The sequence below is a fragment of the Kribbella monticola genome (genome assembly GCF_003261635.1).
In the GTDB taxonomy this organism is placed as follows: Bacteria; Actinomycetota; Actinomycetes; order Propionibacteriales; family Kribbellaceae; genus Kribbella; species Kribbella monticola.
The window spans coordinates 218,632-239,237 of sequence record NZ_QFXK01000022.1 but is presented as its reverse complement, the minus strand read 5'-3'; the positions used below and the strand labels follow the sequence as shown (position 1 = coordinate 239,237).

At 68.7% G+C, this 20,606-nt stretch carries 19 protein-coding genes; 6 read left to right on the top strand and 13 right to left on the bottom strand.

The features are described 5' to 3' along the window. Nucleotides 1-6: 6 nt before the first annotated feature. Nucleotides 7-789, bottom strand: a complete 783-nt coding sequence (locus DIZ26_RS10170; protein ID WP_112239701.1) for an electron transfer flavoprotein subunit beta/FixA family protein — start codon at nt 787-789, stop codon at nt 7-9. Between the two features lie 130 nt (nt 790-919). On the opposite strand from DIZ26_RS10170, the gene DIZ26_RS10165 reads away from it, so the two are divergent. Together DIZ26_RS10165 and DIZ26_RS10160 are read left to right on the top strand one after the other, a co-directional pair. Then, a complete protein-coding gene (locus tag DIZ26_RS10165) occupies nt 920-1,645 on the top strand; it encodes a class I SAM-dependent methyltransferase (protein WP_112239699.1) in 726 nt (241 codons plus the stop codon). A gap of 192 nt (nt 1,646-1,837) precedes the next feature. Beyond that, nucleotides 1,838-3,106: a hypothetical protein gene (locus DIZ26_RS10160; RefSeq protein ID WP_112239697.1), complete on the top strand. Its 1,269-nt coding sequence runs from the start codon at nt 1,838-1,840 to the stop codon at nt 3,104-3,106. Nucleotides 3,107-3,183: 77 nt separating this feature from the next. Here the strand turns inward: DIZ26_RS10160 and DIZ26_RS10155 are convergent, their stop codons facing one another. The 6 genes from DIZ26_RS10155 to DIZ26_RS10130 form a co-directional block, all read right to left on the bottom strand. Beyond that, complete coding sequence (locus DIZ26_RS10155; RefSeq protein WP_232828233.1) at nt 3,184-4,164, bottom strand: hypothetical protein; 981 nt, start codon at nt 4,162-4,164, stop codon at nt 3,184-3,186. Continuing rightward, nucleotides 4,157-5,005 carry an acyltransferase gene (locus tag DIZ26_RS10150; RefSeq protein ID WP_112239693.1) on the bottom strand — a complete coding sequence of 283 codons (849 nt, stop codon included), beginning with the start codon at nt 5,003-5,005 and terminating at the stop codon, nt 4,157-4,159. Before DIZ26_RS10150 ends, DIZ26_RS10155 begins: the two co-directional genes overlap by 8 nt. 20 nt (nt 5,006-5,025) lie before the next feature. After that, entirely contained in the window at nt 5,026-5,973 is a 948-nt protein-coding gene (locus DIZ26_RS10145; RefSeq protein ID WP_112239690.1) for a class I SAM-dependent methyltransferase, read from the bottom strand. Beyond that, complete coding sequence (locus DIZ26_RS10140) at nt 5,973-6,752, bottom strand: enoyl-CoA hydratase/isomerase family protein (protein ID WP_112239689.1); 780 nt, start codon at nt 6,750-6,752, stop codon at nt 5,973-5,975. The genes DIZ26_RS10145 and DIZ26_RS10140 overlap by 1 nt, the downstream gene beginning before the upstream one ends. Nucleotides 6,753-6,842: 90 nt before the next feature. Further along, complete coding sequence (locus DIZ26_RS10135) at nt 6,843-7,880, bottom strand: Gfo/Idh/MocA family protein (protein WP_232828232.1); 1,038 nt, start codon at nt 7,878-7,880, stop codon at nt 6,843-6,845. Beyond that, entirely contained in the window at nt 7,877-9,049 is a 1,173-nt protein-coding gene (locus tag DIZ26_RS10130) for a Gfo/Idh/MocA family protein (RefSeq protein ID WP_269815380.1), read from the bottom strand. The genes DIZ26_RS10135 and DIZ26_RS10130 overlap by 4 nt, the downstream gene beginning before the upstream one ends. Here DIZ26_RS10130 and glgX point away from each other — a divergent pair. Together glgX and DIZ26_RS10120 are read left to right on the top strand one after the other, a co-directional pair. After that, nucleotides 8,983-11,088, top strand: a complete 2,106-nt coding sequence (gene glgX, locus DIZ26_RS10125) for a glycogen debranching protein GlgX (RefSeq protein ID WP_232828243.1) — start codon at nt 8,983-8,985, stop codon at nt 11,086-11,088. The genes DIZ26_RS10130 and glgX overlap by 67 nt on opposite strands. A gap of 101 nt (nt 11,089-11,189) precedes the next feature. Further along, complete coding sequence (locus DIZ26_RS10120) at nt 11,190-11,990, top strand: SGNH/GDSL hydrolase family protein (RefSeq protein WP_112239683.1); 801 nt, start codon at nt 11,190-11,192, stop codon at nt 11,988-11,990. Here the strand turns inward: DIZ26_RS10120 and DIZ26_RS10115 are convergent. The 4 genes from DIZ26_RS10115 to DIZ26_RS37820 form a co-directional block, all read right to left on the bottom strand. Then, a complete protein-coding gene (locus tag DIZ26_RS10115) occupies nt 11,964-12,437 on the bottom strand; it encodes a hypothetical protein (protein ID WP_112239681.1) in 474 nt (157 codons plus the stop codon). The genes DIZ26_RS10120 and DIZ26_RS10115 overlap by 27 nt on opposite strands. Next, complete coding sequence (locus tag DIZ26_RS10110) at nt 12,434-12,931, bottom strand: RNA polymerase sigma factor (protein ID WP_232828230.1); 498 nt, start codon at nt 12,929-12,931, stop codon at nt 12,434-12,436. The genes DIZ26_RS10115 and DIZ26_RS10110 overlap by 4 nt, the downstream gene beginning before the upstream one ends. After that, nucleotides 12,928-14,229 carry an alpha/beta fold hydrolase gene (locus tag DIZ26_RS10105; protein WP_112239678.1) on the bottom strand — a complete coding sequence of 434 codons (1,302 nt, stop codon included), beginning with the start codon at nt 14,227-14,229 and terminating at the stop codon, nt 12,928-12,930. The genes DIZ26_RS10110 and DIZ26_RS10105 overlap by 4 nt, the downstream gene beginning before the upstream one ends. A gap of 77 nt (nt 14,230-14,306) precedes the next feature. Continuing rightward, on the bottom strand, nt 14,307-14,726 hold the full coding sequence (locus DIZ26_RS37820) for a PadR family transcriptional regulator (protein ID WP_232828242.1): 420 nt from the start codon (nt 14,724-14,726) through the stop codon (nt 14,307-14,309). A 359-nt stretch (nt 14,727-15,085) separates the two neighbouring features. Between DIZ26_RS37820 and DIZ26_RS10095 the strand changes: the two genes are divergently transcribed. Both DIZ26_RS10095 and DIZ26_RS10090 read left to right on the top strand, forming a co-directional pair. Further along, nucleotides 15,086-15,934 (top strand): MerR family transcriptional regulator, encoded by an 849-nt coding sequence (locus DIZ26_RS10095; RefSeq protein WP_112239676.1) that lies wholly within the window; start codon nt 15,086-15,088, stop codon nt 15,932-15,934. Further along, entirely contained in the window at nt 15,931-16,827 is an 897-nt protein-coding gene (locus tag DIZ26_RS10090; protein ID WP_112239673.1) for a transglutaminase-like domain-containing protein, read from the top strand. The genes DIZ26_RS10095 and DIZ26_RS10090 overlap by 4 nt, the downstream gene beginning before the upstream one ends. Here the strand turns inward: DIZ26_RS10090 and DIZ26_RS10085 are convergent. Together DIZ26_RS10085 and glgP are read right to left on the bottom strand one after the other, a co-directional pair. Further along, the gene (locus tag DIZ26_RS10085; protein ID WP_112239671.1) at nt 16,805-17,707 is read right to left on the bottom strand and encodes a DMT family transporter; all 903 of its coding nucleotides are present in this window, start codon (nt 17,705-17,707) and stop codon (nt 16,805-16,807) included. The genes DIZ26_RS10090 and DIZ26_RS10085 overlap by 23 nt on opposite strands. 237 nt (nt 17,708-17,944) lie before the next feature. Further along, nucleotides 17,945-20,542: an alpha-glucan family phosphorylase gene (glgP, locus tag DIZ26_RS10080; protein WP_112239809.1), complete on the bottom strand. Its 2,598-nt coding sequence runs from the start codon at nt 20,540-20,542 to the stop codon at nt 17,945-17,947. Between the last annotated feature and the right edge of the window lie 64 nt (nt 20,543-20,606).

Here is a 20,606-nt window from a genome sequence, read left to right as displayed (position 1 = left end):
CGCCCCTCAGAGGAACTTGTTGGTGGACAGGAACTCGACGAGCTGGGTAGCGCCGCTACCGTCCTCGTCGGTGACGATCGTGCCGGCCGAGCGCGGCGGACGGGCGGTCACCTCGACCACCTCGGTCCAGGCACTCGAGCCACCGACCTGGTCGGCGGAGATCTCCAGGTCGCCCAGCGTCCAGGTCTCGACCGGCTTCTTCTTCGCGGCCATGATGCCCTTGAACGACGGGTACCGCGGCTCACCGGACTGGTCCGACACCGACAACACGAGCGGCAGCGTGCCTTCGATCGTGTCGCTGGCGGTGTCACCGTCCCGGCGGATCGTCACCTTGTCGCCGTCGACGGTGACCGACGAGCCGAGCGTGACGGCCGGCAGCCCGAGCCGCTCGGAGACCATCGCCGGTACGACGCCCATCGACCCGTCGGTGGAGGCCATCCCGAAGACGACCAGGTCGGCCTCGAGCTTGCTCAGCGCCTTGGCCAGGATCAGCGAGGTCGCGACGGCGTCCGAGCCGTGGATCCCTTCGTCGTTCACGTGGACGCCCGCGTCGGCGCCCATCTGCAGGCCCTTCTTGATGGCGTCCGCGGCCTGCTCCGGCCCGACGGTGAGGATGGTCACCTCGCCATCGCCGGCCTCCTTGACGGTCAGAGCGGTCTCGACGGCGTACTCGTCCAGTTCGGACAGCAGCCCGTCGACACCGGCCCGGTCCACCGTGTTGTCCTCGGAGCGGAAGCGGCGGTCCGCGGTGGCATCCGGCACGAACTTCGCGCAGACGACGATCTTCATAGCGTGTGGGACCCCTTCTGGTTAACGGTCACTCCCAGCCTGCCACGGATGTTACCCGCGAGAAACATAAGCACTGTGCGAGTCCTATCACAGTTACCCAAAGGCACCCGGAGAACTCTAGGCTCGGCTGGTGGCTGAGACGTTACCGCTGACCGGGGAGAGAACGGCGCCCGGGATCTGGCACGAGAACTATTGGTACGCCCGGCACCTGGCGGCGTACGAGTGGCTGACCGGCCTGACCCCGCCGGGCGGCCGCGTCCTCGACGCCGGCTGCGGCGAAGGATACGGAGCCGAACTCCTCCGTACTGCGGGCGCCGCGTCGGTGGTCGCCCTCGACTACGACCGTACGGCGTTGCGTCACGTCGCCGAGGTCTATCCGGAACTCAAGCCCCTGCAGGGGAACCTGGTCCAGCAAGGGCTGGCCGACGCGGCCTTCGACCTGGTCGTGTCGATGCAGACGATCGAGCACCTCTGGGACCAGCCGGCGTTCGTCGCCGAGTGCGCCCGCGTGGTCCGGCCCGGCGGCGCCGTAGTACTGACGACCCCCAACCGGCTCACCTTCCCGCCGGGGAACTGGTACCACACCAGGGAACTGACCGGGCCCGAGCTCGTGGACCTGGTGGCGGCCGAGCTCGACGTCACGACCGTGGCCGGCCTGCGGCACGGACCGCGGCTGCGCGCCTGGGAGACGCAGTACGGGCAAATTGTCGACGCCCAGTTGGCGGATGGTCACGAGGACTGGGACCGATCTCTGATAGACCTGGTGCGATCAGTGCGAGCCACCGACTTCATCGTCGAGGAGTCCACCCCGGCCGGGACCGCGGATTCCCTCGACCTGCTGATCGTGGCCCGATAGGCCCGCTGACCAGTCCCCGGCCACGCTCGGCAGATAACCATCCGGCCAAGGCTTACAGAAATTGACCCCAGGTGACTTCTGCAACACCCGCTGGATATGCCAGAGTCGTCCGCGTCCTTCGCGACCTGTCTGGCTGCCGCCCCGGTTGCCACGTCCCAGTCGGACCCTGACCATGGTTTGGAATCCTTGAGAATGAAAAAGCTCGTTGTAGCGATCGGCGTCGCCCTGACCGCCGTCGCCGCCGTCGTGGTGGTCTTCCTCGGTGGGCCGTCGAACGCCTCGCCGATCTCCCAGGACGCCGTCGTCTCCCAGAATCCGTCCGACATCACCCCCCGGGTGCAGGACGGCGCCGTCTACAAGATGCTCAGCCACGGCGGGGCCATCTTCGTCGGCGGCCAGTTCACCAAGGTGAAGCCGTACAACAACCTGGCGACGATCGCGCGCGACCGGCTGTTCGCCTTCAACCCCAAGACCGGCGGCATCACCGGGCTGCACGCCACCTTCAACTCCGAGGTGTGGGCGCTGGCCACCGACGGTACGTCGCTGTTCGTCGGCGGCTACTTCAACACGGTCAACGGGATCAAGCGCACCGGGGTGGTCAAGCTGAACGCCACCACCGGCGCGGTCGACACGAAGTTCAACGCCAACCTCACCGGCTCGGTCACCGACATGGCCTACGTGAAGGGCCGGCTCATCCTCGGCGGCACCTTCTCGCAGAAGCTGCTCGCGGTCAGCCCGGTCACCGGCGGCAACACCGGCTACATCAAGGTCGCGATCGCCGGCGTGCCCTTCCCGGGCAACCCGGACTCGGGCCCGACGAAGGTCTTCCGTCTCGCGGTCAACCCGGCCGGTACCCGGCTGGCGATCGTCGGCACGTTCTCCTCGGTCGGCGGTCAGACCCGGCGGCAGGTGGCCCTGCTGACGCTCGGCACGAGCTCCACCACGGTCAGCGGCTGGTACTCGCCGCTGTGGGACCACACCTGCAGCTCGGCGACCCCGTCGTACTCGCGGGACGTCGACTTCTCGCCGGACGGGTCCTTCTTCGTGGTCGTCACCACCGGTGCCGCGGCGCCGGACGACAAGACCCGGCTTTGTGACTCCGCGAGCCGCTGGAACGTCAACGACCAGCGCACGACGTACCCGGTCTGGGTGAACTACACCGGCGGCGACACGTTGCTCTCGGTCCAGGTGACCAGGTCCGCGGTGTACGTCCAGGGCCACAACCGCTACCTGAACAACCCCAGCGGCAACAACGACGCCGGTCCCGGTGCCGTGTCGCGGCAGGCCATCGGCGCGATGAACCCGCACACCGGCCTCGCCTACTCCTGGAACCCGACCAAGGACCGCGGTATCGGCGGCTACGACCTCCTGCTCGCCGCGGACGGCCTCTGGGTCGGCTCCGACACCACCCACATCGGCGGCGAGATCCACGAACGGATCGCCCTGCTGCCGCTGCCCTGATTGCCCGCAGCAACCAAAGGAACGGCCCCGGATCCTGGTGATCCGGGGCCGTTCCTTTTGGCTGCTCGCTCGAAGCCCTAGGGCCGGATGAAGCGTTCGAGGATCTTGCCGGCGATCAGGTAGACGAGGGCTGCGATGCCCCAGTTGACCAACAGGGTGTTCTTCGCGGTCTGCAGCCGGAACAGGTCCTTGAAGGGGCCGACGAGGTCGTGCCCGCGATCGAGGACGAAGCGGACGATCTCGTTGCTCTGGTTCGCCTGGTCGAGCGCGGTGAACAGCGCGCCGAGGGCCAGCACGGCAGCGGCCAGTACGGCGATCAGCCAGATCACCGAGGCGATCAGGTTCCGGGCCTGCTTCACGCCGGTGCCGACGCTCGACATCGCCGCCTTGCCCTTACTGGCGCTCGGAGCAACCTTCGCCGTCACCGTCTTCTTCACGGCCGTTTTGTTGCCGACGGCACCTGTCGCCGCCGTACCGGTGGCCGGTTTGCCGACCGCCGGCGTACTGGCCGCGGCGGGTTGCCGGGTCAGCGGGGTCGTCGCCGAGGTGTCGTCGGTTTTCGCGCCGGCAGCCCCCGCGGCAGCCTCCGCGGCGGCTTTCTCGCGTTCGCGCTGCGCCGCGACGATCTCCGCGGCGGTCTTCGGCTTGGCGGCCTTCGTCGCCGTCGCGGTCGAGCCGCGGACCGTTGCGCCGGCCGGAGTCTCCTCAGCCTCCACGCCCGGCGGTGTCACCGCCTTCTCGGCATCGGCGGCCGGAGCCGCCTTGTCGTCGTGAGTACCCACGTCGTCCATCTCCTCAGCCGGGGTCGGTTCCTCATCCACCGCCGGTCCCAGCACCGGCGGCTTCTTCCGCTTGTTGCCCGGGACCGGACGCGGCGTCAATCTGCGCCGCACACCTGGTACCGGGACCGGCAACACGTCGTCCACACCGTCCAACGTAGCGACGTCGACACTGTCGGCGACAATCGGCACCGGTTCGACCGCCCGGTGCCGCGCGCCCGTGATGGAGCCGTCGGCAGCAGCCTGGTCGAGACTCGGCTGCCGGTTCACGTCAGCCACGCTGCTTCTCCTCTCCGACGACGACGTCCGGGACATAGTGCCCGACTGGCGAGTAACTTGAGAACCCCCTGGTCACATCTGCTTTATCACCACTGGTAGGTGATCCGTTACCCGACGGCGCGTCGGCCCCCTCGTCCGCTCCCCCACCAGCCGGTACTACGGGCGCTCCCGCGCGCAGGCGGGCCGCGGTCTCCTCGTTGGCCTGCGCCAGTTTCTCCAGGTAGGCCCGGCGCTCCGCCTCCGCCTCGTACCTGCTGACCCGGTCGCGGACCACCACCGCCGGGATCCCGGCCGCCACGGAGTACGGCGGAATGTTGCCCCGGGCAACGCTATTGGCTCCGATCACCACCCCACGGCCGATATCGGCCCCGCGCGTGACGGTCACCTTCGTGGCCAGCCAGCAGTCCGGGCCGATCCGGACCGGCGACTTGACCAGCCCCTGGTCCTTGATCGGCAGGCCGAGGTCCTCGGTCTTGTGGTCGAAGTCGCAGATGTAGGTCCAGTCGGCGATCAGCGTGGAGGCGCCGATCTCGATGTCCAGGTAGCAGTTCACCGTCACATCGCGGGCGAACACCACCTTGTCGCCGATCCGCAGCGTGCCTTCGTGCGCCCGCAACCGGGTCTCGTCGCCCAGGTGCACCCACTTGCCCAGGATGAGCCGGCCGTGCCCCGGTCTGGCAACGATCTCCAGTTTCTTGCCGAGGAAGACGAATCCCTCGGTGACCACGTGCCGGTGCCGCAGCTTGAACACCGCGAAGCGCCAGTACCGTTTCAGGTAGTACGGCGTCCACGCCCGGTGGCGCACCACCCAGCGCAGATTCGCCGCGGTCAGCAAGCGCATCCGTCCATTATGCGCACGTTCTAGGGCTTCACTCCGGTGATCGACACGTTGTAGTAGAGCTCGTCGGGGACTACCTGAGCGAGCACCTTGTCGACCTTGGACAGCTGGAGCCAGGACTTGTAGGCGAACATCCGCCAGCCGAAGCCGAGCTTGCTCTCCGGTACGGCGGCCTCGAAGGTCCGGATCGGCCAGCCGACCCAGGCCGCGAGCAACTCCTCCGTGACGGTCCGTACGCCGGTCGCGCCCGCCCGCTCGGCCGTGCGGGCCAGCGTGTCCGGGTCGAACGTGTGTAGGTCCACTACGGCCTCGAGAGCGGCCGCCCGCGAGGACTCGTCGAGTTCCGCCTGCGGCCGGCGCCAGTGGCTCAGCGCGGGCAGCTTGGTCACGTTGGTGGTCGCCCACCAGGTGAACCGGGAGAGCCGGCGCGCCACGTAATCGCCGTACCGGGTCGGTTCGCCGCAGATGACGAAGCGGCCGCCCGGCTTGAGGACGCGGAGCATTTCGCGGAAGGCGAGTTCGACGTCGGGGATGTGGTGGATGACGGCGTGCCCGATGACGAGGTCGAAGGTGTCGTCGTCGTACGGGAGTTTCTCGGCGTCGGCGACCTTGCCCTCGATCGCGAAGCCGAGGGTGTCCGCGTTCCGCTTGGCGGCCTCGACCATGCCGGGCGACAGGTCGGTGACGTGCGCCTCGGCGAGTACGCCGGCCAGTTTGAGGTTCAGCGTGAAGAAACCGGTGCCGGCGCCGATCTCGAGCGACTTGCCGTACGGCCAGCCGTCGGAGCCGGCGACGTCGGTGAACCGGTCGCGGGCGTAGTCGACGCAGCGTTCGTCGTACGAGATCGACCACTTCTCGTCATACGTGGACGCCTCCCAGTCGTGATAGAGCACCTGGGCGAGCTTGTTGTCGTTCCACGCGGCCTCGACCTCCTCGGCGGAGGCAGCGGGCTTCGGTCCTGCAGTAGTCATCAGATTCCCTTGAACTCGGCCTTGCCCGGGCCGTTCTCGACGAAAGACTTCATCCCGATGCTTCGGTCCTCGGTGGCGAAGAGAGCCGCGAACTGCTGGCGCTCGATCTCCAGACCGGTGTTCAGGTCGACCCCGAGGCCGGCATCGATCGCCTCCTTGGCAGCTCTCAACGCAAGCGCGGCGCCACGCGAGAACTGCGAGGCCCACGCGACGGCCGCGTCGTACACCTCCGCCGCGGGCACGACCTTGTCGACGAGCCCGATCTGGAGCGACTCGGCGGCGTCGACGAACCGGCCCGTGTAGATGATGTCCTTGGCCTTCGACGGACCGACCAGCCGGGACAGCCGCTGGGTGCCACCGGCGCCGGGGATGATTCCGAGCAGGATCTCGGGCTGGCCGAGCTTCGCGTCCTCGGCGGCGATCCGGTAGTCGGCGCACAGCGCGAGCTCGCAACCGCCGCCGAGCGCATATCCGGTGATCGCGGCAACGGTCGGCTTCGGGATCGCGGCGACCGCCGACAACGAGGCCTGCAGCGGACCCGAGCGCTTGACCATGTCGCCGTACGACATGTCGGCCATCTCCTTGATGTCCGCCCCGGCCGCGAACACCCGCTCGCCGCCGTAGATCACCACGGCGCGGACGGCGTCGTCGGCCGCTGCCTGCTCGGCGGCGGCGCGGATCTCGTCCTGGACCTGCACGTTGAGCGCGTTCATCTTCGGCCGATCCAGCCGGATCGTCCCGACCCCGTCACTCACCGTCAGATTGACGAACTCGCCCATCTCGCTCCTCCAGTCAGGCCCTACCCACCGGTCACATCCCGGGGCACGCTACCGGACCAGTCGCCCCAGTCGTACTACGAGGTGCCGTCGCTACAGGTCGACGGGCTGCCCCGACCGGGCCGAGCGGCGGGCGGCATCGACGATCTTCAGCGTCCGCAACCCCACCTCGCCGTCGGGTTGCGGCACCACCGCAGGCGGCTTGCCGGCAACCGCCGGACCGGAAGAGCGCACCGCAGCAAGGAACTCGCCGAGCATCATCCCGTCCAGGTCGCCGCCGACCGGGATGAACACCTCGCCCTCGGCATCCGTGCCGCCGACATGAGGCAGGAACGGGGCGATCTCCACCGAGCCGTTCGTACCGGTGACCTGCAGCGTCACGCCACCCCACGTCGGCCCGTTGTCCGGCACGCTCCACGAGCAGTCGATGGTCGCCAACAGCCCGTTCGCGTACGTGATGGTGACCAGCCCGCCGGTCTCGACCTCCACGCCTTTGTCCTGGTGCAGCACCCGGTTCGCCGCCGCGTACACGCGCGTCGCCTCGACCCCACCGGTCAGCCCGTCGATCAGGTCGGCGCAGTGCACGGTGTGATCCACCAGTGCTCCCCCGCCCGCGTACGCCGCATCGGTGAACCACTGCCGCTGCGCGTACGGGATCTTCCCGTTGTTCGTCCCGATCACCGCGAACACCTCGCCGAGGCGCCCCGCTTCGACCATCGCCCGGAGCCGCCCGTACGACGGTGCGAAGCGCACCGGGTACGCCGTCATCAGGATCACCCCGGCCGCCTCGCACGCCGCGAGCATCGCCTCGCCGTCGACGACCTCGGTGGCAAGCGGCTTCTCACAAAGCACATGCGCCCCGACTGCGGCCGCTCGCTCGACCAGCCCGCGATGCAGCGAGTTCTCGCTCGTCACCACGACCGCATCCGGTCCCCAGCCGAAGAGTTCGTCGTACGAGTCGACGTAGGGCACGCCCAGCTTCCCCGCGAAGGCAGCGCCACGCGGCCCGGCGTCGGGTGCCGCGGCACCATCGGGGTCGGCCGTCAGCACCTCGATGTCGGGCATCCCGGCGAGCAGCCGCGCGTACGACGACGCATGGGTGTGGGCGAACGACGCGATCGCAACCTTCATGCCGATGCTCCTGACGGAGTGAATGTGCTCATGTCCACAGCGCGGCCGGTCGTCATCGATTCGCGCGCGGCCTCGGCCAGATACACCGCGGCGATCCCGTCATCGGCCACCACGCGCGGCTCGGGCCCGCCCCGCAGCGCGCCGGCGAGCTCCCGCAACTGGGTGAGATAAGGACTCTCGTAGAGCGTCGACGACGGGATCAGCAGGTCGCCGGTCGACGCGTCGTCCTGCAACTCCTCGGCGAACCCGGTGTCCTCGGCCGAGGAGTACTCCAGTACGCCGGTGGCGCCGGCGATCGAGAACCCGGACCGGAACTCGGTCCCCTCGGCTCCCCAGGTCGCTCGCAGGTGACTGATCGCCCCGCCCTCGTGCGTCAGCGTCACATGCGCCGCCACGTTGACGGGGCTGATCCCGTCGACCGACGGCGGACTCTGGACGGCGTACACGCTGGTGACCTCGCCGCAGATCCACCGGGCCTGATCGAGGTCGTGCACCATCAGATCCATGATCACGCCGCCGGAGCGCGCGACGTCGCGGTACCAGCCTCTGGCGGCCGGCGTACTGGCCGCGCGGAAGAACCGGGCGACCGCGACCGGGCCGATGCGACCTTCGAGCACGGCAGCATGCGCAGCGGCGTAGGCCGGGAAGAACCGCACGACGTGAGCGGGATAAATCCGTACGCCGGCCGCGGTCGCCGCCTCGGACAGCTCGCGGGAGTCCGCGGCGGTCAGCGTCAGTGGTTTCTCGCAGATCACGTCACGGCCGGCCTTGATCGCGGCCAGCGTGATCTCCTTGTGCGTCGCCGACGGCGTGACGATGTCGACGAACTCCACCTCGCCGAACAACGCGTCCAGCGAATCCACCGCCTCCAGCCCGTACTGCGTGGCGAGCTCGGCGGCACCCGCATGCGAATGCACCAACACCCGGGCACCCAGCGCCTTCCAGGCCGCGACGTGCACGTGCGCGATGTTGCCCGCGCCGATCAGCCCGACCGTCAAGCCGGTCAGTTCCGGTTCACCCATGCTGGCCTCGACTTTGTCCTGAGTAATGGAGGAAACTTTATTATGTGCCCTTGAAGCATCCAAGGCCGCTCTTGGGCACAATGTGCCGGGTGACCGAAGCCACCGCCGCCCCGAACGAGCTCGGCCCCGCCCCCCACCCGGACCCACGGCTGGGCGCGGTGGTCCAGCACGACGGCACCACTTTCACGTTGTGGGCTCCCGCGGCCGAGCGCGTCGAGCTCGCCCTGATCGCTCCTGACGGCAGCCAGCGCAACCTCGACCTGGTGCACACCGGCGAGTACTGGACCGGCTTCGTCCCGGACGTCGGCCCCGGCCAGCGGTACGGGTACCGGGTGCACGGTCCGTTCGACCCGACCCACGGACTGCGGTTCAACCCGGCCAAGCTCCTGCTCGATCCGTATGCGCGCGCGGTGGACGGATCGCTCGACTTCGGCAGCCCGCTGATCTACGACTCCTCCGAGGGTGACTCCGCCGGGCACGTCCCGGTCGGTGTGGTCGTCGCGTCCTCCGAGCCACCACCACCGATCAGCCGGCCGGTGCCGTGGACCGAGACGGTCATCTACGAGCTGCACACGAAAGGTTTCACCAAGCTGCACCCCGACGTACCGGAGCATCAGCGCGGGACGTACGCCGGGCTCGCGCATCCGTCCGTGATCGCGTATCTGGTCGACCTGGGCATCACGTCGGTCGAGTTGTTGCCGATCCATCACTTCCTCACAGAGCCGGCCATCGCGGCACGTGGGCTGCCCAACTACTGGGGTTACAACACGCTGAACTTCTTCGCCCCGCATGCGCCGTACTCCTCGTCGGGCTCGCTGGGTGAGCAGGTCGCCGAGTTCAAGGCGATGGTCGCCGCATTCCACGCCGCGGGGATCGAGGTCATCCTCGACGTGGTCTACAACCACACGGCCGAGGGCGGGTTCGACGGGCCGACGCTGAGCTTCCGCGGCATCGACAACCGCGCGTACTACCGGCTCACCCAGGGCGGCGCGATGTACGACGTGACCGGCACCGGGAATTCCGTCGACACGTCGCACCCGCAAGTCCGCCGGCTGGTGATGGACTCGCTGCGCTACTGGGTCGAGGAGATGGGCGTCGACGGGTTCCGGTTCGACCTCGCGGTAACGCTGATCCGCAACGAACGGCACGAGGTCGACACCGTCAACCATCCGTTCCTCGCCGAGGTCGCCGCCGATCCGGTGCTCGGCCGGGTCAAGCTGATCTCCGAGCCGTGGGACGTCGGCAACTTCGGCTACCAGGTCGGCAACTTCGGTACGCCGTGGTCGGAGTGGAACGGCAAGTTCCGCGACTCGGTCCGAGACGTCTGGCGGACGTCGTCGTACGGCGTGCAGGATCTCGCCTACCGGCTGTCCGGCTCCAGCGACCTGTACGGCGACGACGGGCGCTACCCGTATGCCTCGATCAACTTCGTCACCGCGCACGACGGGTTCACCCTGCGCGACCTGGTCTCCTACAACCACAAGCACAACGAGCAGAACCAGGAGGACAACCGGGACGGCACCGACGACAACCGGTCCTGGAACTGCGGGGTCGAAGGCGAGACCGACGACCCGGGCGTGATCGCGTTGCGCAGACGGCAGATGGCGAACCTGATGGCGACGCTGGTGCTGTCCACCGGCGTACCGATGATCACCGCCGGCGACGAGTGCGGGCGCACCCAGCACGGGAACAACAACGCCTACTGCCAGGACAACGAGACCTCCTGGTTCGACTGGACGCTGTTGTCCTCGTGGTCGGACCATCTGGAGTTGACCAAGAAGCTGCTGGCGCTGCGTTCGGCCCACCCGGCGTTGCGGCAATGGCACTACTTCTCCGGTCAGCCGGTCGTCCCGGGCGGCCGCAAGGACCTGTCCTGGATCGCGCCGCACGGCGGGGAGATGACCGAGGCCGACTGGCACGACGGCAATCTCCGCACGATCGGGATGTTCCTGGCCGGCGACGCCATCCGCGGAACCGATGCCGAGGGCAACGTTCCGGTGGACAACTCGTTCCTGCTCGCCCTCAACGCCACCGCCGAGACCCGCGAGGTCGTCGTCCCCGACGCCTCCTGGGCCCCGGCGTACGAGGTCGTACTCGACACGTCCGGAAGCGGCGCCACCGAGGTCGAGGCCAACGCCGTCGTTCCCCTCGCGCCCCGCTGCCTGGTGCTGCTCCGCGCGCTCTGAAGTTGTTCACCTAGCTCGGGTACCTTCGTTCGTCACCAACTGTTCACGTCCGGGACACCTCCAGTGGTCCGGCGGTGAAGTGATGTCCGGAGGGGGCCTGAATGGCGTTATTGGGAACGGCGGAGCGGCACTACGAGCGCAGCGAGCAGGACCACACCACGCCCATCGGTGTCCTGCACCAACTGGTCGTGCGCTGGGGTGACGCCGAGCGGATGACGTCTCGGCGTGCCTTCCGGCGTTGGTGCGACGGAGTGGCCTTCGTCGATGTCCAGGCGCGGACGTTCGCGGAGTACTGGACTGAGCAGAACTCGGTTGCCCGCACCGGTGACGGTCCGCTCTGGGTGGTGCTGGGCGACTCGACTGCTCAAGGTCTTGGCGCCAGCTCACCGCTGCACGGGTACGTCGGTCAGGTGCTGCACGTCTTGAACGGCCGGTCGCATCGTCCCTGGCGCATCCTCAACCTCTCCCGCGCCGGCGCTCAGGCCGCGCATGTGCTCAACGACCAGCTGCCGTTGCTCGAAGCGCTCGGCACCGAGCCGGACCTCGTCACGTGTGGGATCGGCAGCAACGACATCCTCGGCAGCGCTCCGAAGAAGGTGCACGGCAACCTTCGTCAGCTCATCCACCGGCTGCCGTCGACCTCGGTCGTGATGGATCTGCTGCTGCCGGACAGGTTCTGGCTGGTCGGCGGCATCTGCAGCCCGTACGTCGCCGCCCTCAACCGGACGATCCATGCGACCGCGCTCGAACGCGGCCTTCCGGTGGCCGAGGTCTCCCGTCACGTCCGCCCACCGTGGCGCGGCAAGCTCGCCCCCGACCTCTTCCACCCGAACGACCACGGCTACCGGCCATTGGCCGACGCCCTTCTCGCCGCGCTACCCAGCACTGTCGCGCAGTACTAGCTCCTGAAGGCGATCGAGCGACTTGGTGCTCTCTCGTCGTACGCCGATGGGCACGAGCGCTGCGCGAGCAGGGATGCGGACTCCCCCGGTCAGCGCGACGCGGGTGCGGCCGCCCGGTTCCTCGGCCGCCGCCATCCCGATCAGCAGGAAGCGGCTCTGCAGCCAGCACCAACCAGGACGGACGGTCCCTTGCAGGTGGGCCCGGAAACCGTAGCGGCTACGGGCGTGCAAACTGACGCGGTCGCCGTCGACGGTCAGGTCGGTGATCGCGTGCATGTCGGGCTGGATCTCGGCGAAGCTTCGGCCGTCGTCCCACATCAACTCCCACACGACCGGAAGCGGACGATCGAAGACTCGCTCGGTGACGACGGCACCCGGAATCCCGGCAGCGAGCGCGCGGAGCCGGCGGACGGCATCGAGTTCTACTTGCGGCCAGTTGGCGGTCATGAGGTCCAGGCCTTTCGGAAGCTTGCTCGGGCGCGATGAAGGCGGGATTTCGCCGTCCCTGCCGGTACTGCGAGGAGCTCCGCGGCCGCCGCCTCGTCGAGTCCTTCCAGGTCGCGCAGTACCAGCAGGGCACGGTGTTCGGGCGATAACCTCGCCAAGGTGTCCTGTACGTCGATCGCCAACTGCGGATCGCCGCGGGCGGGCAACTCGGCGAGCTCGGCGACAACCTGCCGCCCCTCCCGCCGTGCCACCCGGACCGCTTCGCGCACCGCGATCGCCCGGACCCAACCGAACAGCGCGGCCGGCTCCTTCAAGGTGCGCAGTGATCTGAACACCGCCACGAGCGCCTCCTGGGTCGCGTCCGGTCCGTTGCCCAAGGCAATCGGCCCGCAGATGCGCCCGACGTACGGCGTGAGCTGGTCGAGCAGGTCGTTCATCGCGAGCGTGTCTCCACCCTGCGCCGCGCGCACGAGCCGCTCCGGATCGTCGATCACTCCACGAACTCTTCCAGCAACCGCGTGACCCGGTCGGCGCAGTCCAGGGTGAGCGCATGGCCGCACCCTGCCAACGTGTGCACAGTTGCGTGCGGCAACAAATTGCCGAAGCGAGCCGCTTGCGCGACCGGCAGCACGGTGTCCTCCTCACCCCAGACGATCAGGACCGGTTGTTCCGTCGACGGCAGCGCCGCCTGGGTGACGCGCCAGTCGAGACCGCGTTCGAGCGCGTACATCGCCCGGACGTTGTCACGATACGTCCCCGGAACCCACATCTTGTCGACAAGTGCTGGAGTCACCAGTTCCTTATGGACAAAGAGATCCCGGACAGCGGTCTGGACGGCTGACCTACTCGCCCCAAGCTTCGCGAGCAGTTCGCCGGCGAGTGGCAGCTTGAGGATCTCCCAGCTCGCCGGGTCGGGCTCGTCCAGCCCGGACGGCGCGAGCAGGAGCAGCTTGGAAGCGCGCTCGGGATGCCGCTGTGCGTAGGCGAGTCCCCAGCCGCCGCTCCAGGAGTTGCCGCCCAGAACGACCTGCTGGAGGTGCAGCTGGTCCAGGAACTGGTCCAGTGCTCCGGTCATCGCGTCCAGGTCGAAGGCGAAGCCCTTGCCGTGCAGCCGGGTCTCTCCTTGGCCAGGGAGGTCCACGACGTACACGGCATGGGTCTTCGACAATGCGTCGAGTTCGGGCTGCCAGGCCGATGCCGGTGACGCACCTGGTGACAGGAGCACCACGGGTGCGCCACTGCCGCGCTGCAAGTAGTGGAACCTCGCCACGGGCGTATCGACGTACCGGGAGTCGCTGGACGGCTCCGGACTCGGCTGGGCCGTCGGTTGATAGGTGTAGGCCAGCAAGCTGATCAGTACTACGCCGAAGACGGGCAGTGGAATGACCAATCGCTTGAGCCACTTGGCCTGCAGCAGCCTGACGTCTATCACCAGGAGTGCCACACAGGCTGGGGTGTAGAGAAACAGGTTGAGCCAGAAGAACGCAGTACCGGTGCCGGTGAAGGTCCAGACCAGGCCGAGAGTGGCTCGGGCGGTCAGGCCTGCGGCGAGGCCGGCTACTACTGCTCTGGCGAGTGCGGACCGGGCGGACCGGAGTACAGCCGTCGCTAGCAGCAGGTGCAGCGCTGCCAGTGGCAGCACCACTTGAGGAGCGAACGACGCTTCACCGCCGAGGACCGCTCGGGACAGTGATCGCTCGTCGGACGCGGGCCAGCTTGCGCCCGTCGCCCAGTAGAGGTGCACTGCCGCCAGCAGGACGTGTGCGCCTGCGGCGACTTTTCGAGACTCCATCCCGACCCCTCCTCAGATGTGTGGACATCGGGGAAGAGGAGCCGTTCGACCGAAACGTTCCCTGCGTGACTCAGGTCTCAGGCTTCGGGACTCTGCGGGCCGTCGGCCAGCAGCAGATAGAGCGAGCGCCGGGCTTCGGCCAGGATCTTGGCGGCCGCCGCGCGCTGCTCTTCCGAGCCCCTTCGGCCGACCTGCCGCGTTGCCGAGTGCAACTCCTCGAGCAGTCCTCGCAGATCAGTGGCGGGCTCGGTGCTCGCGAAGCCGGCGAACGGGTCGACGGACGTCTCGCGACGACCTTCGACGTACTCGCGTCCGGCGTCGGTCAGGGTGACGAGCTTGCGGCCGGCTTCCGCGGTCACGGTGACCAGGCCCTCGTCTTCCAGTTGGTTGATGGTCGGGTAGATCGCGCCGGGGCTGGGGGTCCAGCGCCCGCCGCTGCGGTCGGCGATGGCCTGCATCAACTGGTAGCCGTGCATCGGCTCCTCGGCGAGCAGCATCAGCACGGCCGATCGGACATCACCGCGCGGAGCCCGGCCACGGCCCGGGCCCCGACGAGGCCCGCGCCCGTAGCCACGCTCGCTGCGTTCTCCGCGTTCTCCGCGCTCGCTGCGGCCGGAGCCGCGCTCGCCTCGCTCACCGCGTCCGCGGTGCATCGGGGCGCCTTCTTCGCCCATCCGCGGTCCACCGCGGCGGGGGTGACGATGACCGCGTCCGCGGCCTCTGAGTTCGTCTGGGGTGTTCATCATATCCTCCAAGATATTGTTGATGACACTAACGATATATCGCTACCGTCACTAACGCAAGCCGCGCGGAAAAACTTCCCTCTGCCCCTGGGGCAGGGTGTTCACTGGCGTCCATGGCTGCCCGGGATCTCGACGACGAGCTGACGATCAGCGAGTTCGGCCGCCGGGCCGGGCTCTCCCACAAGGCACTGCGCCTGTACGACGTGTCGGGACTGCTCGCCCCGGCCAGGGTCGACCCGGCCAACGGGTTCCGGTTCTACTCGGTGACCCAGCTCGAGCGGGCCCGCCGGATCAGCGTGCTGCGCCAACTCGACGTACCGCTCGCGACGATCACCGAGATCCTGGCCGGCACCGACGAGGAAGGCCTGATCCGGCTCGACCGCTGGTGGGCCGCCGAGCAGGCCACGAACGAGGCCCGCAAGGCGACGCTGGAGTATCTGCGCGACCGGCTGATCCGGCCGTCGAGTCCCGGCCTGGCGCCGCGGCCCGTCCTGACCCGGGAGGTCCCGGAGACCAAGATCGCCACGATCCGGACCGACACCGACCAGCAGTTGCTGGTCGGGGTGATCATCTCCTCGGCGATGCAGATCCGCGCGCACCTGGCCCAGGCCGGTGCCGTGCTGACTGCCGGCTCGTGGGTGATCTTCCACGGCGCGGTCACGCCGGAAGGCGAGGCACCCGTCGAGGTGTGCATCCCGTTCAGCGGGCTGGTCGACCCGGCCGGGCCGATCGCGATCCGGGTCGAACCCGCGCACACCGAGGCCTATTGCACGCTCACCAAGGACGAGTGCGCGTACCCGCGGATCATGCTCGCCTACGACCTCCTCAGCGACTGGGTGCGGCGAGCCGGCGTACCGACGACCGGCGCGGTACGCGAGATCTACCACCCGAACTTCCCGGCGGCTGCGGGCCCGGACCTGGCCGTCGACATCGCTCAACCGATCGAAGGACCACGGAAATGACGACTCCCCCACCGACTCCCGCCGACTACGCCACCCAGACCCGCTACAGCGATCCGGGCGAGTACGCCGAACTCTTCGACGCGGTCCCCGCCGACATCCCCGGCCTGACCGAGGTCATCCGCAACCTGGTGATCCATTACCGCGGCGGCGGCATCGAGTTCACCGGCGACCGGTACGAGGAGATCAACCATCGCTGGGTTTCCGCGATGCTGGCGACCGACCAGAAACGCAACGGTACGGCGCTCGCCGTACCGCGGGAGCCCGTCGACCGGATCGTCGGGTGCTGCCGCGACTACACCTTGCTGACGGTCTCCGCCCTTCGCCACAAGGGGATCCCGGCCCGCAGCCGGGTCGGTTTCGCGTCGTACTTCGCCGAGGGCTTCAATCCCGATCACGTCGTCGCGGAGTACTGGAACGGTGATCGGTGGGTGATGGTCGACTCGCAGCTCGGCCCGGACCCGCACTGGAAGTTCGACCCGCAGGACATGGAGCCGGGCTGGTTCCGCTCGGCGGCCGAGGTCTGGCTGGGCTACCGTTCGGGTGCGCTGGACGGCGACGACTTCGGGGTCGATCCGGGGATGCCGATCCGCGGTGGCTGGTTCATCCGCAATTACGTGTTCTTCCAGCTGTCCCATCTGCAGGGCGACGAGCTGCTGCTGTGGGACGCGTGGGGCGCCCAGTCGGGCTCGCTCGACGACGCCGACCTCGAACTGTCCGACGAGATCGCCACCCTATTGGTTGCCTCTGACAACGGAGATGCGGAGGCGACCGCAGTACTGGCTGCTCGGTACGCGGAGGACCCGCGGCTGCACCCGGGCGATCAGGTCCTGCAACTGTCGCCGGCCGGGCATCCGCCGGTCACCGTCGATCTCAGGACGCGCGCGACGGTCTGATCATCGTGATCGCGACCGCGCCGAGGGTGAGCGCGATCGCGATCCACGTCGCCGGCGGCGGCCGGTGCGAGCCGAGTGCGTCGAGCAGTACGGCGCCGAGGAGTTGACCCGCGATGCTGGTCAGGCCGAAGACGAGTACGCCGAGGGTGCGGACGACCGAGGTCGCGATGGCGATCACGCCGACGCCGACGAAGCCGCCGCAGTACAGCCACGGCTCTGCCGGGAGTACGCCCGGTGTCTTGCCGCGGATCAGGAACTCGATCGGCAAGGCGATGCAGAGCGTGCAACCGGCCACGACGAAGTTGACCAGCGCACCGGCCCAGGGCGATCCGGCGACCGCGCCGACCCTTCCGTTGAGGGCCGACTGCAGGGCAAGACCAAGACCGGCGACCAGCGGAAGCACGAGCAATGCTGGGGAGCCGTTGCCGGTGAGGCGATCATGACCGGCAACGGCGACCGCACTCACTCCCGCTGCCGCGCCGATCAGCCGGCGCACCGTGATGACCCGGACGCCGCCCGGGCCGAGTCCCACCCGATCAACGGCCAGACTGCCCACCGACGTACCGCCGACCACCGCAACGGTGAACACTCCAACCCCGAGAGCGCTGACACTGACGCCTTGGCTCACGACGTACAAGGCTCCAGCCACCCCACCGAGACACTGCCACCACCGAAGGCCGCGGACTCGCAGTGCTTCACGGATCTGCCCCAACGCGCGACGACCGGCTCTCGAGCCCGGCACGATCGCGAGCAGCACGAGGACCCCGCTGCCGGTGGAGATCATCGACGCGACGACACCGTCGCCAAGGCTGGCCCCCAGTCCCCCGTTGAGCCGAGCCTGCACCGCCAGCCCCACCCCACCAACCACCGCCAACCCCACCGCAGTAACCTGCCGAACCCCGAGTGCCTCCACCCCACCGATCCTGCCCCAACCCCTGAGCCCCACACGCCGCGCCCGTCCCGACCGACAGGTAGTGCACTGCCTGTACGCCGTACGCGGGTGCCCCGCTGCGCTCAGCTGCACTAGTTGCCCTCGGCTACCTCCTGTCCTTCGGCACGGCAAACAGACGCGAGCCCCGCCGAGTGAGGTCGGCGGGGCTTGCGGGGTGAGCGGTGGTCAGAACTCGGAGCCGGCGGGGAGGTCCGGGGTTTCCGGGTCCTCGGGATCCGAGGGGCCGGCGGCCAGACCCAGCTCGGCGGGGCTGGCGAGCATGGCGTTCTTCGGGAGGACGCGGACCGTGTAGCCGAACGGGCCGGTGCGGTCGAGCTTCAGCTCACCTTCGTACCGGTGCCGGTTGCCTTCGTACGTCTCGGCCAACGACAGCGACACGCGGACCGGATCGGTGATCTCGTCATCGGAGTTCACCCGGCCGTGCAGCGCCTCGACGTCGATGTCGGCCGGCGTCAGGTCGCCGAGCGTGACATAGGCGCGGATCCCGACCGTCGTACCGAGTTGCGGTACGTCGCCGAGCCCCTGCAGCTCCACGTGGTCGACGCGGATCTGCGGCCACGCGGCCCGCACCCGCTTCTTCCAGGCCGCCAGCTCACGCGCGCCGTCGTACGTCGAGTTGAGTTCGCGCGACGAGTGCGCGGCCGGGACGTACAGGCGCTCGACGTAGTCGCGCACCATCCGGGTCGCGAGCACCTTCGGGCCGAGTTCCTTGATCGTGTGCCGGAGCATCTCGATCCAGCGGCCCGGGACGTCACCGTCGTAGAAGCGCGGCGCGACCTGCTTCTCGATCAGGTCGTACAGCGCGTGCGCCTCGAGGTCGTCGCGGCGGTCGGTGTCCTCGATCCCCTCGGCGGACGGGATCGCCCAGCCGAACTCGTCGTCGTACCACTCGTCCCACCAGCCGTCGCGGATCGACAGGTTGAGCGCACCGTTCAGCGCCGCCTTCATCCCCGACGTACCGCACGCCTCGTAGGGACGCAGCGGGTTGTTCAGCCAGACATCGCAGCCCGGGTACATCGGCTGCGCCAGCGCGATGTCGTAGTCGGGCACGAACACGATGCGGTGCCGGACCTCGGGGTCGTCGGCGAAGCGCACCATCTCCTGGATCAGCTTCTTGCCGCCCTCGTCGGCCGGGTGCGCCTTGCCGGCGATGACGATCTGGATCGGCCGGGTCGGGTGCAGCAGCAGCGCCTTCAACCGGGCCGGATCGCGCAGCATCAAGGTGAGCCGCTTGTACGACGGTACGCGGCGCGCGAAGCCCATCGTCAGGACGTCGGGGTCCAGGATCGAGTCGACCCAGCCCAGTTCGGCCTCCGAAGCGCCCCGGTTCACCCAGGACGCGCGGACGCGGGCGCGGGTGTCGTCGATGAAGCGCTGCCGCAGCATCCGCTTCGTCTCCCACAGCTGCGCGTCGGTGGTCTTGTCCAGACCCTCGAACATGCCCTCGGAGTCACCCTGATCGGCGTTCGCGTAGGTCAGTGCCGAGATCTCCCGCGCCACCCAGGTCGGCGCGTGCACGCCGTTGGTGATCGAGGTGATCGGCACGTCGGACGGATCGAAGCTCGGCCAAAGGCCGGCGAACATGCCCCGGCTGACGACACCGTGCAGCTTGGAGACGCCGTTGGCGCGCTGGGCCAGCCGCAGGCCCATGATCGCCATGTTGAAGACGCTCGGGTCACCGTTCTCGAAGTCCTCGGCGCCGAGCGCGAGGATCCGGTCGATCGGGACGCCGTCGCCGAACACGTCCGGCGAGAAGTGCTGCTGGATCAGCTCGACCGGGAACCGGTCGATACCGGCCGGGACCGGCGTGTGGGTGGTGAACACGGTGCCGCCGCGGGCGACCTCGAGCGCGGTGTCGAAGTCGAGCTTCTGCTCGGTGGCGAGTTCGCGGATGCGCTCGATGCCGAGGAAGCCGGCGTGGCCCTCGTTGGTGTGGAACACCTCGGGCGCCGCGTGGCCGGTGATCCGGCAGTACTCGCGGACCGCGCGGACACCGCCGACGCCGAGCAGGAGCTCCTGCAGCAGCCGGTGCTCGGTCGTGCCGCCGTACAGCCGGTCGGTGACCTCGCGCTCGGCGGTCTCGTTCTCCTCGATGTCGGAGTCGAGCATCAGCAGGGGGACGCGGCCGACCTGGGCGACCCAGATCTGCGCGTGCAGTTCGCGGCCGCCGGGCAGGGTGACGGTGACCAGGGCAGGTGCCTCGCCGTCGCGGAGCAGGCTGATCGGCAGCCCGTCCGGATCCACCAGCGGGTACCGCTCCTGCTGCCAGCCCTCGCGGTTCAGCGACTGCACGAAGTAGCCGTGCCGGTACATCAGCCCGACGCCGATCAGCGGCACGCCGAGGTCGCTGGCCGCCTTCAGGTGGTCGCCGGCCAGGATGCCGAGACCACCGGAGTACTGCGGCAGGACGTGGGTGATGCCGAACTCCGGCGAGAAGTAGGCGACCGAGTTGACCGGCGTACCGGCGTCGGCCTGGAACCACCGGTCGTCGGTCACGTAGCCGGTCAGGTCGGCCACCGCCAGCTCGAGCCGGCGCAGGAAGGCATGGTCGTTCGCCAGCTCGTCGAGCCGGGCCGCCGGGACCTCACCGAGGAGCCGGACCGGGTCACCGCCGGTGGACCGCCACAGCTGGGGGTCGACAGCCTCGAAGACATCTTGTGTCTCCGGGTGCCAGGCCCAGCGAAGGTTGTTCACCAGGGTGCCGAGACCGGTCAGCGGCTCGGGCAGGACAGGGCGGACGGAGAATCGTCGTATCGCTCGCACCGGGACACCGTACCGGCAGACCGAGCCCAGAACACCCTCGGGATGCATCAATCTTGCAACGCGA